This window comes from Variovorax sp. EBFNA2, from assembly GCF_033802765.1.
GTDB lineage: Bacteria > Pseudomonadota > Gammaproteobacteria > Burkholderiales > Burkholderiaceae_C > Variovorax > Variovorax paradoxus_H.
Genome location: NZ_CP138496.1, coordinates 527922 through 543505, shown reverse-complemented (window position 1 = coordinate 543505; position 15584 = coordinate 527922). Strand labels below are relative to the sequence as shown.

15 protein-coding genes are annotated in these 15584 nt (G+C 68.7%); 9 read left to right on the top strand and 6 right to left on the bottom strand.

Translation table 11 applies throughout. From position 1 onward, the window contains the following. Positions 1 to 14 precede the first annotated feature (14 nt). A complete protein-coding gene (locus RZE79_RS02455; RefSeq protein WP_319358881.1) occupies positions 15 to 320 on the bottom strand; it encodes a hypothetical protein in 306 nt (101 codons plus the stop codon). Between RZE79_RS02455 and RZE79_RS02450 the strand changes: the two genes are divergently transcribed. Then, positions 319 to 897, top strand: coding sequence for a fasciclin domain-containing protein (locus RZE79_RS02450; protein ID WP_319358880.1), 579 nt, complete (start codon positions 319 to 321; stop codon positions 895 to 897). The genes RZE79_RS02455 and RZE79_RS02450 overlap by 2 nt on opposite strands. 25 nt (positions 898 to 922) lie before the next feature. On the opposite strand, the gene RZE79_RS02445 is transcribed toward RZE79_RS02450, so the two are convergent. Then, positions 923 to 1849 carry a LysR substrate-binding domain-containing protein gene (locus RZE79_RS02445; RefSeq protein WP_319358879.1) on the bottom strand — a complete coding sequence of 309 codons (927 nt, stop codon included), beginning with the start codon at positions 1847 to 1849 and terminating at the stop codon, positions 923 to 925. Positions 1850 to 1931: 82 nt separating this feature from the next. Here RZE79_RS02445 and RZE79_RS02440 point away from each other — a divergent pair, with 82 nt between their 5' ends. After that, positions 1932 to 2294, top strand: a complete 363-nt coding sequence (locus RZE79_RS02440) for a DUF2917 domain-containing protein (RefSeq protein WP_319358878.1) — start codon at positions 1932 to 1934, stop codon at positions 2292 to 2294. Between the two features lie 143 nt (positions 2295 to 2437). On the opposite strand, the gene RZE79_RS02435 is transcribed toward RZE79_RS02440, so the two are convergent. After that, positions 2438 to 3340 (bottom strand): DUF4261 domain-containing protein, encoded by a 903-nt coding sequence (locus tag RZE79_RS02435; RefSeq protein ID WP_319358877.1) that lies wholly within the window; start codon positions 3338 to 3340, stop codon positions 2438 to 2440. Between the two features lie 236 nt (positions 3341 to 3576). On the opposite strand from RZE79_RS02435, the gene RZE79_RS02430 reads away from it, so the two are divergent. Together RZE79_RS02430 and RZE79_RS02425 are read left to right on the top strand one after the other, a co-directional pair. Beyond that, positions 3577 to 4839 carry a 6-phosphofructokinase gene (locus tag RZE79_RS02430; protein WP_319358876.1) on the top strand — a complete coding sequence of 421 codons (1263 nt, stop codon included), beginning with the start codon at positions 3577 to 3579 and terminating at the stop codon, positions 4837 to 4839. Further along, positions 4836 to 5054: a cysteine-rich CWC family protein gene (locus tag RZE79_RS02425; RefSeq protein WP_319358875.1), complete on the top strand. Its 219-nt coding sequence runs from the start codon at positions 4836 to 4838 to the stop codon at positions 5052 to 5054. The genes RZE79_RS02430 and RZE79_RS02425 overlap by 4 nt, the downstream gene beginning before the upstream one ends. Here RZE79_RS02425 and RZE79_RS02420 read toward each other — a convergent pair. Then, the gene (locus tag RZE79_RS02420; protein WP_319358874.1) at positions 5045 to 6442 is read right to left on the bottom strand and encodes a putative zinc-binding metallopeptidase; all 1398 of its coding nucleotides are present in this window, start codon (positions 6440 to 6442) and stop codon (positions 5045 to 5047) included. The two genes, RZE79_RS02425 and RZE79_RS02420, sit on opposite strands and share 10 nt — an antisense overlap. 139 nt (positions 6443 to 6581) lie before the next feature. Here RZE79_RS02420 and RZE79_RS02415 point away from each other — a divergent pair, with 139 nt between their 5' ends. Together RZE79_RS02415 and RZE79_RS02410 are read left to right on the top strand one after the other, a co-directional pair. Continuing rightward, on the top strand, positions 6582 to 8072 hold the full coding sequence (locus RZE79_RS02415) for a DHA2 family efflux MFS transporter permease subunit (RefSeq protein ID WP_319358873.1): 1491 nt from the start codon (positions 6582 to 6584) through the stop codon (positions 8070 to 8072). A 71-nt stretch (positions 8073 to 8143) separates the two neighbouring features. Next, a complete protein-coding gene (locus tag RZE79_RS02410; protein WP_319358872.1) occupies positions 8144 to 9295 on the top strand; it encodes an ABC transporter substrate-binding protein in 1152 nt (383 codons plus the stop codon). 116 nt (positions 9296 to 9411) lie between these two features. On the opposite strand, the gene RZE79_RS02405 is transcribed toward RZE79_RS02410, so the two are convergent. Continuing rightward, positions 9412 to 9573 (bottom strand): hypothetical protein, encoded by a 162-nt coding sequence (locus tag RZE79_RS02405; RefSeq protein WP_319358871.1) that lies wholly within the window; start codon positions 9571 to 9573, stop codon positions 9412 to 9414. Positions 9574 to 9664: 91 nt separating this feature from the next. Further along, complete coding sequence (locus RZE79_RS02400) at positions 9665 to 11659, bottom strand: tetratricopeptide repeat protein (protein WP_319358870.1); 1995 nt, start codon at positions 11657 to 11659, stop codon at positions 9665 to 9667. 272 nt (positions 11660 to 11931) lie between these two features. Between RZE79_RS02400 and RZE79_RS02395 the strand changes: the two genes are divergently transcribed. The 3 genes from RZE79_RS02395 to RZE79_RS02385 all read left to right on the top strand — a co-directional run bounded on the left by RZE79_RS02395 (position 11932) and on the right by RZE79_RS02385 (position 15569). After that, on the top strand, positions 11932 to 13407 hold the full coding sequence (locus RZE79_RS02395; protein ID WP_319358869.1) for an amidase: 1476 nt from the start codon (positions 11932 to 11934) through the stop codon (positions 13405 to 13407). Positions 13408 to 13469: 62 nt separating this feature from the next. Next, positions 13470 to 14441: a tripartite tricarboxylate transporter substrate binding protein gene (locus RZE79_RS02390; protein ID WP_319358868.1), complete on the top strand. Its 972-nt coding sequence runs from the start codon at positions 13470 to 13472 to the stop codon at positions 14439 to 14441. A 15-nt stretch (positions 14442 to 14456) separates the two neighbouring features. Next, a complete protein-coding gene (locus RZE79_RS02385) occupies positions 14457 to 15569 on the top strand; it encodes a class II histone deacetylase (protein WP_319361070.1) in 1113 nt (370 codons plus the stop codon). Positions 15570 to 15584: the final 15 nt, after the last annotated feature.

Sequence of the window (15584 nt, the reverse complement as noted above, 5' to 3'; positions counted from 1 at the left end):
GCGGTCGGTGTGCGTCAGGTGTTCAGTGAACGGTTCATTGAATGGTGTTCTCGCCCGGGAGGTTGATCGTCGCCGTGCGTGGTGTCGGAAAAAACTGTCGCTGAAAAAGGAAGGGCGGATTCTGGCGAGGGGCTGCGCCGTGCGCAAGCCTTGCGCGCAGTGCTGTGGCGCAAAGCTGACACGGCCGCGTGCACCGAGTGCATGGAATCCGCATCCGTTGAATCCGCTTCGCGCATCCCGCCGTATGACATCTCAAGCGCATCGCGCCTCCGAGCTGTTGGCGGTTTCCACAGAACCTTTTCTTTCCAGGAGACATCCATGAAAAAACTCGTGATCGCACTCGGCGTGTCGGCTTTGCTCGGCGCCTGTGCCGGCAGTGGTGGCGGCATGGGCATGAACAGCAGCAGTGCATCGGCGACACCCATGGTCGGCGGCGCGCCGATGTACCCGACGAAGGACATCGTCGACAACGCCGTGAACTCGAAGGACCACACGACGCTGGTCGCCGCGGTGAAGGCGGCCGACCTCGTGGCCACGCTCAAGAGCCCGGGCCCGTTCACGGTGTTCGCACCGACCAACGCCTCGTTCGCGGCCCTGCCGGCCGGCACGGTCGACACGCTGCTCAAGCCCGAGAACAAGGCCACGCTGACCAAGGTGCTGACCTACCACGTGGTGCCCGGGCGCATGGACAGCGCGGCGCTGACGAGCGCGATCAACGCGGGCGGCGGCAAGGCGATGCTGAAGACCGCCAGCGGCGGCACGCTCACGGCCACGATGAGCGGCGGCACGGTGTGGGTGACCGACGCCAAGGGCGGCACGGCGGCGGTGACGATCGCCAATGTCTACCAGTCGAACGGCGTGATCCACGTCGTCAACAAGGTGCTGCTGCCGGGTTGATCGGCAGGCGGGCCGCGGCCCTTCGTCAGCTCCGCTGCGCGGCCTCGGCCTCGTCGCGCAGCCACTGTGCGAAGTCCTGCGCGTCGCGGTTGCCCGCGGCGCGCCGCGACATCTCGATGAAGTAGCCGCGGTGCGACGCCGCGCCCTCGCCGAGCGGCGCCACGAGCCGGCCGTCGCGCATCAGTTCGCGCAGCAGCGGCAGGCGCCCGATGACCACGCCCTGCCCCGCCACCGCGGCGGCCACGGCATCGGCGTACTGCGTGAAGCGCACCGTGCTCTTCATGCGCAGGTCTTCCAGCCCCATCACCTTGAGCCACGGCTCCCAGTCGGCGGTCGGGGCTTCGCTGTGGTCCGGGTATTCGATGGTCAGCAGCGTGAGCTTGGAAAAGTCGGACAGCTCGCGCAGCGACGCGGCGACCTGCGGCGCGCACAGCGGAATCACCGATTCCTCGAACAGCGCCGGGCCCACACCGCGGCCGACGGGCACGAAGCGCACCGCCACGTCGATGCGGCTGCGTTCCATGTCGAGCACATCGAGCGTGGCCGACACGCGCACGTCGACCTGCGGATGCGTGCTGGTGAAGCGTGCCAGTTTCGGAATGAGCCACAGCGACGCGAAGCCCGGCGTGCTGGTGATCGACACCTGTCGCGGTGCAGCGCTGGCCCGCACGCGCGCGGTGGCGTCGCGCAGGCGCTCCAGGCTGTCGGTGACGGCGCGCTGCAGCACGCCGCCGGCCTCGGTGAGCGCGAGCGCGCGGTGGCGGCGCTCGAACAGCAGCACGCCCAGGCTGGCTTCGAGCTGCTGGATCTGCCGGCTCACGGCCGACTGCGTGAGGTGCAGTTCGCCGGCCGCCAGCGTGAAGCTCAGCCGGCGCGCGGCGGCCTCGAAGCTGCGCAGCAGCTCGAGCGGCGGGAGTTCGCCGGCGGAGGTTTTCGCATTCTCTGTAGGCATGCAACGAGTTCCGAATGACCGCGTGTAAGAGAAGGATCAACTCACTATATTCATTCGTATCACGAATGCAATGGAGCTTCCCATGAGCACCGCCACCGCCCCGTCTCCTTCCGCCTTTTCTTTCTCCTCGTCGACCTCGCGCTTCCACGTGAGCCTGCCGAGCCGCGCCGTCTTCGCCGTGCCCGACGGCGCAGGCGTGGGCATCGAGTGCCGCAGCGGCGCCGTGTGGATCACGCTCGACCGCGACCCGCGCGACATCGTGCTCGGGCCGGGCGAGCGCTTCGAGAGCAGCGAGCACCGGCGCGTGCTGGTGTCGGCGCTGGAGTCGTCGTGCATCTCGGTGTCGGACGCGCAACCCGCCGCGCTGCCGAACCCGGCCTCGCGCGCACAGGCTCGCGCGCGGTCGCCCTGGCGACTGCCGCTGCACGGCTTGTCCCCGGCTTGATCACGGACGCCATGGCCCCGTGACGCAGACTTTCGGCGGAGCGCTCGCATGACCGCGCCGCCACAGACACCGCAGCCCTGCGTGCGGTGCGCGCTGAACCCGAGCAAGCCCGTGCGCAACCGCACGGCCGGCGGGCCGGTCCGTCAGTGCGGGCGCGCGTTGATCTCGTGGGCGCCGATCAGTTCGGCCACCAGCACGGCCTCGGGGCCGTCGAGAAAGTATTCCGCCTCGAGCGGCGCGCGCAGCCGCAGGAACTTGTCCTCGCCGACCTGCATGGTGTGGCCGGCGCCCATTTCGGCGCCGCTGTCGATCAGGTAGCGCAGGACATTGCCGAACAGCTCGAAGTACTTCTCTCCTTCGTGGTGGCCTTCGGCCAGCGCAGCGAAATCGGGCTGGCCGAAGTGGTGCGCGCCATAGGTGCGCATCCAGACACCCTGCACGCCTTCGACCTCGTACTTGACGAAGCCGCAGTACAGGGCCGGCAGCTCGAGGTCCCGCAGCAACTCGATGCTGTCGCCTTCGATGTCGGCGTCGAACACGGCCGCGGGCAGCGAGGTGTGGGCCGATTCGTTCAGCACCACCAGCGCGCCGAGCCGGGCCAGCGCGCCAGCCACGGTCGCCAGGGCCACGTACTGTTCGAGCACCGAGGCCTCGTAGCCCGCGTAGTAGAGGATGACGTGGCTGCGGTGGGCGCGCACCTGGGCCTTGAGCTCTTGCGGATAGTGCGCCGGCGCCACGCAGACCTCGACCGATTCGGCCGGCATCGGCACGTCGAAGCCGACCATCCGGACCACGTGGTTCTTCCACCCCGCCAGCGCCAGGAAAGGGCCGGGTTCTTCGGTGATCTCGCAGCGCGCGTCGCCGGTGGAGCGGTGGTAGGCGCGCAATGCCTGCGCGAGCGCGGCGACATCGATGGTCAGCGCATCGGCGAACAAGACCGTCAGCGCGACGGTGTCGCCGGCCTCACCGGCCTCGGGGTTGGCGACCAATGCGCCGGCATCGCCGGGCTCGTCCTTGCGGCCAAAGAAACGGGAAAAAATGCTCACGCGCGGACTCCTTGGGTGATGGGTGTGCCTGCAAATGGAAAAGGGGAAAGGGGCGGCGCGGACCGGGTCGCACGCCATGTGCGTGGCCTTCAGGGCCGACGCACAGCAACGAACTGTAATCGCGCGAAATTGCCGAACAGGCCATTGGCCTGCGGCCGGCGACTGCGCCAGAATGGCCCTTCCCGCGAAGCGTTGCCACCCTGCGCCGGTCGCGTACCCGCACGGAGATTTGCCCCATGAGCACTGCCATCCTCAACGCCTTCTATGCCCAGTCGGGCGGCGTCACCTCGGTCATCAACGCCTCGGCCTGCGGCGTGATCGAGACGGCGCGCCGGCACCCGGACCGCATCGGCACGCTCTATGCCGGGCGCAACGGCATCCTCGGGGCGCTCACCGAAGACCTGATCGACACCAGCGCCGAGCCGGCCGAGGCGATTGCGGCGCTGCGCACCACGCCCTCGGGTGCGTTCGGCTCGTGCCGCTACAAGCTCAAGTCGCTCGAAAAAAACCGCCGTGAATACGAGCGCCTGATCGAGGTGTTCAAGGCGCACGGCATCGGCTACTTCTTCTACAACGGCGGCGGCGACTCGGCCGACACCTGCTTCAAGGTGAGCCAGCTGTCGCAGTCGATGGGCTACCCGCTGCAGGCCATCCACGTGCCCAAGACCATCGACAACGACCTGCCGCTGACCGACTGCTGCCCGGGCTTCGGCTCGGTCGCGAAGTACGTGGCGGTGTCCACGCTCGAAGCTTCGTTCGATGTGCGCTCGATGGCCGCCACCTCCACCAAGGTGTTCGTGCTCGAGGTGATGGGCCGCCACGCCGGCTGGATCGCCGCGGCCGGCGGGCTGGTGGCCGACCATGGCATTCCGGTGGTGGTGCTGTTCCCCGAGATCGCGTTCGATGCGGCCCGCTTCCTGGCGCGCGTCGAGGCGCTGGTGCAGCAGCACGGCTACTGCTCGGTGGTGGTGTCCGAAGGCTGCCATCACCCCGACGGCACCTTCCTCGCCGAGCAGGGCGCGCGCGATGCCTTCGGCCATGCGCAGCTCGGCGGCGCGGCGCCCGTGGTGGCGCAGATGGTGAAGGAAGCGCTGGGCCACAAGTTCCACTGGGCGGTGGCCGACTACCTGCAGCGCGCGGCGCGGCACATTGCCTCGGCCACCGACGTGAAGCAGGCCTACGAGCTGGGCCAGCGTGCGGTCGAGCTCGCGCTCGAAGGCCGCAACGCGGTGATGCCGACCATCGAGCGCACGAGCGACGTGCCCTACGCGTACACGCTGGGTGCGGCGCCGCTCGAAGCGGTCGCCAATGTCGAGAAGCCGATGCCGCGCGATTTCATTTCGGACGACGGCTACGGCATCACCGAGAAGTGCCGCCGCTACCTGCTGCCGCTGATCGCGGGCGAGGACTACCCCGCCTACCGCGACGGCCTGCCGGTGTACGCGACGCTGCGCAACGTCGCGGTGCCGAAGAAGCTGCCGGCTTTCACCCTCGCATGACGGTCGCCATCGACACCGCGCACTGCCCGCTGTGCGGCGAGGCGAACCGCTGCGCGATGGAGGTCGAGCGCGAGACGGGCCAGGCACAACCGCCCTGCTGGTGCATGGCCGCCGATTTTTCGCTGGCGCCGCTCGAGACGCTGCCGCCAGCACTGCGCGGGCGGGCCTGTATCTGCGCGCGCTGCGCCGCGGGCCGGCCGCCGGCTCAGGACTGAGCGACGTCGCCCTGCGACTGCGACTGCGACTGCGACTGCGACTGCGACGGCGACGGCGACTGCGACGGCGCTTGCGCTTGTGACTGGGCTTGCGACTGCATCGGCGCAGGCTCGACCACTTCCGCCGCAGGCACCGCCACATCCCCCGCCATCACCATCGTCGGCGCCGTGCCGCTGCGCTGCGCGGTGATCACGCCGTGGATGAACTGCAGCTTGCCCACCGCCGCGCGCGGCAGCACGAAGGGGTAGTAGTCGGGCTGGCCCATGCTGCGCGACAGCTCGTTGAGCATGCTGGTCAGCAGCACCCAGCCGTTGATGAAGTCGAGAAACTTCGCGGCGTCGGGATGCTCGGGCTGCCACAGGTCGGCGGCGGTGAAGAGGTCGCTCTGCAGTTCGACGTTGCTTGCATCGATGCCGAAGCTCATCGCCGTGTCGGCCGTGTCGGCCATGTGCAGGTAGTGGGCCCAGGTTTCGGCCCAGTCTTCCCACGGATGCATGCTCGCGTAGCTGCTGACGAAGCGCTGCGCCCAGTCGGGCGGCGGGCCCTGTTCGTAGTGCTGCTGCAGCGCGGCGCCGTAGTCGGCGCGCTCGTCGCCGAAGAGCGCGCGATAGTCGTCGATCCACGGCGTGGGCAACACCAGCAGGTCCCAGTAGTAGTGGCCGACCTCGTGGCGGAAGTGGCCCAGCAGCGTGCGGTAGGGCTCGTGCATTTCGGCGCGGATGCGCTCGCGCACGGCGTCTTCGGCCTCCTCGGCGTTGAGCGTGATCAGGCCCTGCTCGTGGCCCGTCATCACGTGCGGTCGGCCCGGCACGTTGCTGAGGAAATCGAAGGCCAGCCCGTGCACCGGGTCGGCGTGTCGGCTCACCACCGGCAGGCCGAGCGCAAGCAGCTGCGAGATGAGCCGGCGCTTGGCCATCTCGAGCTTGCACCACAGCTCGCCGTTGGCCGCCACCGACAGGTCGGGAATGGTGCGCGTGACGCTGCACGACAGGCAGTAGCCCGGCGCATGGCCCTGCGTGTCGGGCGGAATGGTTTCGCCTTCGCGCGGCGTTGCCACCATCCAGTTGCAGGCGGCCGGCGTCATGAGGTTGGCGCAGCGGCGGTAGGTGGGGCCGTGCGGGTCGCCGAAGACGGTGAAGGTGTCGGGCAAGACGCCCTCGCCTTCGGCCGGCGCCAGCGGCACCACGCCGAGCCGGTCGATCACGTAGCCCAGCGGCGTGAGGCAGGCCAGGCATTTGCTGTTGCGCAGGAACACCGGGCGCCCGCACTGGCAGCGGTAGGCGCGGCTGACGGTGGGTGCGGCGAGTTCGGCACCGAGCGCGGGAGCGGCATCGGGCGTGGCGGGGTCGGCCGGTTCATGGGCGGGTTCTTGGATCGACGGATTCATGGCTTGTTTGTTCTTTTGATGACGGCTTGACGCACGGGGGACAGCCGCCGCATTGTGCGACCCGCGCATGTGGCGTCGGCCGCGCAAACACCGATATGCTTGTAGGACGACGGACCCGCGACCGTCCCTGCGCCGCCCCATGACCTCCCCCCACACACCCGACACGCCGCCCTCCATGGGCGTTCTTCGCGCCCGCTACGGCGAGCGCTACCGCTGGTACCTGCTGCTGTCGGTCATGGTCGGCACGATGGCGTCGATCATGTCCTCGACCATCGTCAACGTGGCGATCCCCGACATGAGCCACCACTTCGCGCTGGGCCAGGAGCGCGCGCAGTGGGTGAGCTCGGGCTTCATGGTGGCGATGACGGTGTCGATGCTCACCACGCCGTGGCTGCTGTCGCGCTACGGCTACCGGCGCACCTACGTCGGCACGATGCTGTTGCTGCTGGCCGGCGGCATCGTCGGCGGGCTGGCCAACCACTACCCGCTGGTGCTGATGGCGCGTGTGGCCGAGGGGCTGGCGGCGGGCGTGGTGCAGCCCATTCCGGCCATCATCATCCTGCGCGCCTTCGAGCCGCACGAGCAGGGGCGCGCCAGCGGCATCTTCGGCATGGGCGTGGTGCTGGCGCCGGCCATCGGGCCGAGCATCGGCGGCGTGCTGGTCGACCTGTTCGGCTGGCGCTCGATCTTCTTCATGGTGGTGCCCTTTTGCCTGGCCTCGATCTGGCTGGCCTACAAGTTCGTGCCCAAGACCGCGCCCGGCGGCGTGGCCGCGGCGCGCGGCAGCGGGCTCGATGCGCGGGGGCTGGCGCTGGGCACCGTGGGCACGCTGTGCCTGCTGAACGGGCTGGTCGAACTGCGCGGCGATTCGCCGCTGCAGGCCGCGCTGCTGCTGGCCGGTGCGCTCATCGCCTTTGCCGCCTTCGTCTGGTGGCAGCGCCGGCTCATGGCCTCGGGCGGCGAGCCGCTCATGAACCTCGCGCTGTTTCGCTACCGCCAGTTCGCCATGGGCAGCCTGGTCGCCTTCATCTACGGCACCGCGCTGTTCGGTTCGACCTACCTGCTGCCGGTGTACATGCAGGTGGGGCTGCACCTGTCGGCCTCGCACGTGGGCACGACCCTGCTGCCGGCCGGCATCGTGCTGGCCTTCACCATCGCGGGCGTGGGCCGGCTGGCCGACAAGCAACCGACCTGGCTGCTGGTGAGCATCGGCCTGGCGCTGCTGGCGGTGTCGTTCGCGCTCATGGCCGTGCTGCGGCTGGACAGCCCGCTGTGGTTGCTGGTGGTGTTCGCGATCGTCGGGCGCATCGGGCTGGGCTTCATCCTGCCCTCGCTCAACCTCGGGTCGATGCGCCCGCTGGCCAAGCCGCTCATTCCGCAGGGCGCCAGCGCGATCAGCTTCGTGCGCATGCTCGGCGGCGCGGTCGGCGTGAGCCTGTGCGCCATCATTCTCGAATGGCGCCTGGCCGCGCACGGCGACTCGCTCGCCAACCCGGTGAGCACCCCGGCCCGGCTGGCCGCCTTCGACGAGGTGTTCCTGATGCTGGCCGGCCTGTGCGCGCTGGCCGTCTGCGCGGCCTGGCAGCTGCGCGAGAAACCCGACGAGGACGCGGCGCAACACACGGGGTAAACCCCGGCGGCGCAAGAAGCCGCTTTCGCTTTCAATTGTTATCAGTTGTATCTAAAAGCGGAATCGGTTCCATGCATCGCAGACGTTTTCTCGCCGCCTCGGCCGCGGCGACGGCCGGCCTCGGCCCCCTCTTCTCCCTGTCTTCCAGCGCCTTGGCCGCCGAGAACGGCGTCAGCGACGGCGAGATCGTGCTCGGCCACACCGGCATCCTGAGCGGGCCGCTGGGCGCGCCGATCAAGGTCGTGATGGCCGGCGCCGGGCTGGCCTTCGACGCGGTCAATGCGCAGGGCGGGCTCGCGGGCCGCAAGCTCAAGCTGGTCTCGCTCGACGACGAACTCAAGCCCGAGAAGGCCGTTGCCAACTACGAGAAGCTGCTCGCCGAGCACCGCGCCTTCGCCTTCTTCGGCTGCGTGGGCTCGGGCACCACGGCCGCCGCGGCCAAGGTGCTGGGCCAGAGCGGCGCGCCGATGGTCGGCGGCTACGCGGTGTCGGACTCGGCGCGCGAGAAGGTCGCGGGCGCGGGCTACTTCGTGCGCGCCACCTTCGCGCGCGAAGCGCAGGCGCTGGTGCAGCACCTGACGACCATCGGCGTCTCGCGCATCGCCGTCGCCTACCTGGACAACCCCGGCGGCGCCGAAGTGGCGCGGCTGGTCGAGGCGGCGCTCGACACACTCAAGCTCAAGCCCGTGGCCGCGGTGCCGGTGAAGGGCGATGGCACGACCAACGAGGCCGCGGGCAAGGCGCTGGCCGACAGCCAGGCGCAGGCCGTGCTCATGTACCTGGGCGGCGGCATCGGCGGCGAGGTCATGAAGAGCGCCTGGAGCGCCGGCGGTCGCCAGATGTTCTACGGCATGTCGATCGTGCCGGGCGACGTCACCGCCAGGCTCGTCGGCGACAAGACCAGCGGCCTGGCCATCTCGCAGATCGTGCCCTACCCCTGGAGCGAGGTCGACGCCACCGCGCGCGAGTACCGCCAGCTGGCCGAGCGCGCCAAGGTCGACATCGGCTACCTCAGCTACGAAGGCTATGTGAACGCGCTCGTGATGATCGAAGCCCTGCGCCGCACCGGCCGCGACCTCACACGCGCGAAGCTGCACGCCACGCTGAAGGCGATGAAGCTGCGCATCGGCAACATGGAGATCGACTTCACCGGCGCAAGCAACACGGGCTCGCGCTTCATCGAGATGGTGCGGGTGACGAAGGAAGGGCGGTTCTTGCGATAGGCGGCAGCTCGAACAGGTTGGCGTACCGGGAACTGCTTGCGCAAACCGGCGAGCCTTGCGGCTCCCTGCCCGAGCCGCCAAAAAAATGGAGGCATGAACGACAAACCCGGGTCTGCTCACAACCCCAGCTGCGTGAGCGCCCAGGCCACCGTGCCCAGCTGCATCACGTTGAGCACCATCCCCGCGATGTGCAGCTTGCGGAACTGCACGATCGACGTGCCCGTTGTCGGGATCGTGTGGCGCAGCAGGTCCAGGAGCGCAACGACGATGGGAAGCATCTGGGAACCCTCCGCGGCGCGCAAGCATACGCCCGGGCGGGCGTCGTGGCATGTACATCGCGCACCGCCGTCGACAGCCAGCAGCTCAGGTTCAGGCCGTGACTCGCCAGGCACTGCCAATGTCGATGTGGTCCGGTGCCAGGTTCGCACGGCACCGCTCCCAGGCTGCGGTGAATCCTTGTTCAAGATGGCGGGTGTACTGCCCCGTGTCGAACAGCCTGCAGGTGTCGCGCGCCGCAGCCAACTCGGCCCGCAACGCGGCGAGGCGCGATGGGTCCGTGGCAAGGGCCAGGGCCAGCGCCTCATAGGCGGACGGCGAATGCGTGATCAGCTGCGGAAATCCCGCTGCAGTGAGCAGGCTGCCCGCCACCCGGCCCGCGAAGGTGGAGCCTGCACACGTCACCAGCGGCACACCTGCCCAGAGTGCGTCGCTGGCCGTCGTGTGCGCGTTGTAGGGCAGGTTGTCCAGGCAAAGATCGGCCAGTTGCAACCGCCGCAGGTGTGTCTCTTGTTCAACCCAAGGCGCAAAAACCAGCCGCCCTGGATCGACGCCGTGTTCACGGGCCCATGAGCGCAGGTTGTCGTTGCAGGGATCCGAGCCACTCCTGAGCCAGAAAACGCTGTTGTCGACCTGATTCAACAGACGGGCCCAGATGCCAAAGAACTGGGCGTTGAGCTTCTGGCTGCCATTGAAGTTGCAGAAGACAAAGGCACCTTCCGGCAGGCCAACGGCGGTGCGCGACATGGGCCCGGAAATCATCGTGCGACGCGAGTCGTTGGGCTGGTAGCTGTGGGGCATGCAGATGATCTTCTCGCTGAAGTCTTCGCGCGCTGCCTCGGAAACCAGGAACGCGTCGGCCACCAGATAGTCGATGAACGGCGCACCGAGCGTGCCTGGAAAGCACAGGTAGCTGATCTGAACTGGCGCGGGCCGCAAGGCCAGCACCGCTGGTCGTGCACCGTAGGTATAGCCACCAAGGTCCACCAGGATGTCGATCTCCAGATCGACGATGGCCTGCGCCACTTCCATGTCCGACAGCTCATGCGCATCGATGAAACGGTCGAACGCACGCTCGAGACGCTGGCGCATGGCGCTGCCGTCGCTCTTTCGCAGGGAGATCGCAGTGATCTCGAAGCGCTCGCGGTCATGTCGCTCGAACACTTCGGCAACGAGGTAAGAGGTCGCATGCTTTCCGAAATCGGCAGACATGTAAGCCAAGCGTATACGTCCCTCCCTTTTTCGCTCACGGGCATGCAGCGGCTTGGGCGCCATTGGATAGAGGCTTGCCGCATGGCGCCTCCCTGCCTGCAATTGCTCTTTCGGCGTCGAGGGGAGATTCAGAAGCGCAAAGGGCTCGACGCACGCCCATCCCTGGCGAATTTCATCGCGCACCAGCGCCACCTGTTCATCGAGACCCTGCCAGTCGGCGATGGCCGCCTTGGCGTAGCAAAGCCCACCGCGGGCGAATGCGAAGTTCGCTTCGCCGGGATGGTCTCGCAAGGTGCGCTCGTACAGGTCGATCGCGTCGGAGAAACGGCGTGCCTGGCACAGCGCCGTACCGTAATTCATGATCAACGCAGGGTGCGACTTTCGCAGTGCCATGGCGCGCTCGTAGCACGCCAACTCCTGCTCGTACAGCCGCAGTTTTCCACAGGCCGCACCGCGATTCAGATGGGCTTCGAACGCATCCGGCCGCAAGTGCACCGCGCGTTCGAAATGCGTGAGGGCCTCCGTGGTTCTCCCGGTAGCGAGCAGTGCGAGCCCCAAATCATGTGCGGCCTCGAAGACCTCGGGATTGCGCAAGAGAACCTGGCCAAAGGCCTCTGCCGCGGCCCTGTGCTGATCGGAGCGAAGCAAGGCGACACCAAGGTAGTACCAGGTCTCCAGGCATCCCGGCTCGTACTGCAACGAGTTCCGCAACTGCTCCACGGCCTTTCCGAAATCCTGTTGATTGCCCGCGATGAAGCCAAGCAGCCGATGCGCGGCCCCCATGCTTCGACCGGCCTGCACCAGTCCCTCCAGGACCTTTCGTGCATTGCAATACTGTCCCCTCTGGAAGAGCAACTCTGCTGACCGAACGCTCATGTCATGGCCTCGTCTTCTCCTTCGTTCCTCGCAAGGATCGGGAGACTAGGGCACAACTTCGAATTCGGCAATCGCCCCTCGTGGGCAAGCCGCGCATGGCCGAGCCTGAAGCCGTTCGGCCGCGCAAGCCAGCGGGAACTGCGCCTGCTGGCGCGACGCGTCGCAGCACTGAAACGGCTGCCGGCCAAGGGGAATCCCTCAGTCCCCAGCGCGCTGTTTTTGCCGTTTTTTGATAACCGCTTGCGGACGCGGTCGCTATCGTCGATCGCCATATGTCCACCACCCTGCCGCCCTTGCCGCCCTTGCCGAGCGCCCGCGCGCTCGCCGCCGCCCTGCAACGCCGCGAGCTCTCGTGCCGCGAACTGATGCAGACCTGCCTCGCGCGCATCGACCGCCTCAACCCGCGGGTCAATGCGCTGGTCTCGCTGCAAGCGCCCGAGGAGATGCTGCGCCAGGCCGATGCCTGCGATGCACAGCTGGCGCGCGGCGACGCGGTGGGCCGGCTGCACGGCTTCCCGATGGCGCCGAAGGATTTCGCCGCCACTGCCGGGCTGCCCACCACCATGGGCAGCCCGGTGTTCGCGAAGCAGGTGACGCCGCACGACGCGATCATGGTCGAGCGGCTGCGCCGCGCCGGCGCGCTCTTCGTGGGGCGCAGCAACACGCCCGAGTTCGGCCTGGGCTCGCACACCTACAACACGGTGTTCGGCACCACGCGCAACGCATGGAACCTCGACCACGCGGCCGGCGGCAGCAGCGGCGGCGCCGCGGTGGCGCTCGCGCTGCACATGCTGCCGGTGGCCGACGGCAGCGACATGATGGGCTCGCTGCGCAATCCCGCGGCCTGGAACCACGTCTACGGCCTGCGCCCGTCGCTGGGGCGCGTGCCCTTCGGGCCCGGGCCGGAGCTGTTCTTCCAGCAGCTGGGCTGCGAAGGGCCGATGGGCCGCACGCCCGAGGACGTGGCCTGGCTGCTGTCGGTGCAGGCCGGCTACGACGCGCGCTCGCCGCTGAGCCTGGCGGGTGACGGCGAGGCCTTCGCGCAGCCGCTCGATGCGGAACTGCGCGGCCAGCGCATCGCGTGGCTCGGCGACCTCGGCGGCCACCTGCCGATGGACCCGGGCGTGATGGCGCTGTGCGAATCGGCGCTGCGGCATTTCGACACGCTGGGCTGCAGCGTGGCGCCTGCCGTGCCCAGCTTCGACTTCGATGCGCTGTGGACCGCGTGGCTGCGCCTGCGCGGCTTCATCGTGGCCGGCGCGCTGCGCGGGCTGCATGCCGACCCGGCCACGCGCGCGCAGCTCAAGCCCGAGGCCTGCTGGGAGATCGAGCAGGGCGAGCGCCTGAGCGCCGCCGCGCTGCACGAAGCCGCTGTCACGCGCACGCAGTGGCATGCCGCGCTGCTGCAGCTCTTCGAACGCTTCGACTTCCTGGTGCTGCCGGCCGCGCAGGTGTTCCCGTTGCCGGTCGACGTGCACTGGCCGCGCGAGGTCGGCGGCCGCGCCATGGACACCTACCACCGCTGGATGGAAGTGACGATCGGCCCTTCGCTCGCCGGCCTGCCCGCGATGGCGATCCCGGCCGGCTTCTCGCAAGCCGACGGCACGCGCGGCCTGCCGGGCCTGCCTATGGGCCTGCAGCTCATCGGCCGCCCCGGCGCCGACCTCGACGTGCTGCGCATGGCGCACGGCTGGCACCAGGCCGTGCCGTTCGCGAACGCGCAATCACCACTGTTGCTGCAGCCGTAGCAACAACAAGCCCCCCTGTTTCCGTACTCCCACACATCACACACAACCCGAGGAGAGAACCCATGCGCAGACGTTCGTTGATGGCTGCCGGCCTGGCCGCCTTCGCCCTGCCCGCCCTGGCCCAAGGCCTGGCGGGCAAGACCCTGAACCTCATCGTGCCCTACCCCGCGGGCGGCGGCTCCGACATCAACGCGCGCCTGGCCGCGCCTGAGCTGTCGCGGCTGCTGGGCCAACCGGCCATCGTCGACAACGTGCCCGGCGCGAGCGGCTCGCTCGGCGTGATGAAGGCGGCCAACGCCCCGGCCGACGGCTCGGCGCTGCTGCTGGGGTCGCCGATGGAGCTGATGCTCACGCCGCTCACGCTCAGCAGCGCGCGCTACAAGGCCGAAGACTTCCGGCCCATCGGCGTGATGGCCGTCACGTCGATGGTGCTGCTGGCGCGCAAGGACCTGGGCGCGGGCAGCGTCGACGAACTCATCGCGCTGCTGCGCCGCCCGGGCACCAAGGAGTTGAGCTACGGCAGCATCGGCCCCGGCTCGCTCTACCACCTGCTGGGCGAACGCTTCATGCAGCAGACGGGCACCAAGATGCTGCACGTGCCCTACAAGGGCTTCGCGCCGCTGGTGAACGACCTGCTGGGCGGGCAAATCGATCTGGTGTTTGCGCCGCTGGCCGGCAACGTGCCCGACCTGCTGGACGCCGGCAAGATCAAGGCGCTGGGCATCGCGACCTCGGCGCCGCACGAGCGCTTCACGGCCATTGCGCTCATCCGCAACAGCAAGGGCCTGGACGACTTCGTCTACAGCCTGTGGGCGGGAATCCAGGTGTCGCACCGCGTGCCCGAGGAGGCGCAGCAGCGGCTGCACACGGCTTTCAACCAGATGATGCGCAAGCCCGAGTTGCGCCGCGCGCTGGAACTCGGCGGCGCCAAGGTGGCGCCCGAACAGTCGCTGGCCGAACTGCGCCGCGACTACCAGGCCGACATGGAGCGCTACCGCGCCATCGCCAAGTCCGTCCAACTTCGTCCGGAGTAAAGAGAGATGAACGACATGAAGACCACGGCCTTCTTTCACGACGAGCGCACCTTCTGGCACGTGCCCGGCGGGCTGCATGCCCTGTTCCTGCCGGTGGGCGGCTGGGTGCAGCCCATGGCCGGCAGCGGCATGGCCGAGTCGCCCGATTCCAAGCGCCGCATCAAGTCGCTGATGGACGTGTCGGGCCTGACCGCGCAACTCGATGTGTCGAGCGCGCCGATGGCCAGCGAAGAAGATTTGCAGCGCGTGCATCCCGCCAGCTACCTGCAGCAGTTCAAGGCCGCGAGCGACGCCGGCGGCGGCGACCTCGGCGAGTTCGCGCCCTTCGGCCCGGGCAGTTACGAGATCGCGAAGCTCTCCACCGGCCTGGCCATTGCCGCGATGGACAGCGTGCTGCAGGGCCGTCACCGCAACGCGTTCGCGCTCACGCGCCCGCCGGGCCACCACTGCCTGCGCGAGCACAGCATGGGCTTCTGCCTGTTCAACAACATCGCGGTCGCCATCGAGACCATGAAGGCGCGCCACGGCGTGGGCCGCGTGGCCGTGATCGACTGGGACGTGCACCACGGCAACGGCACGCAGCAGATCTTCTACGACCGCCCCGACGTGCTCACGCTCTCGCTGCACCAGGAGCACTGCTTCCCGCCCGGCTACAGCGGCGCCGAAGACCGCGGCGAGGGCGCGGGGCTGGGCTTCAACGTCAACATCCCGCTGCAGCCCGGCGGCGGGCACGCGGCGTACATGCACGCCTTCGAGCGCATCGTGACGCCGGTGATCGACCGCTACCGGCCCGAGCTGATCGTGGTGGCGAGCGGGCTGGACGCCAACGGCGTCGATCCGCTGGCGCGCATGCAGCTGCACTCCGAATCGTTCCGCCAGATGATGCGGCAGGTCAACGCGCTGGCCGCGAAGCACTGCGACGGGCGCGTGGTGGTGGTGCACGAAGGCGGCTACGCGGAAGCCTGCGTGCCCTTCTGCGGACTCGCGGTGGTCGAAGAACTGTCGGGTCACCGCACCGAGGTGGAAGACCCGTTCGGCGAGCTCCTCGGGCTGCAGCAGCCGTCGGCGCGCTTCGATGCGTTCCAGCGTGAACTGATCGACGAGATGGCGGCGTTGCACGGACTCTGAGCCGACCGGCGCATG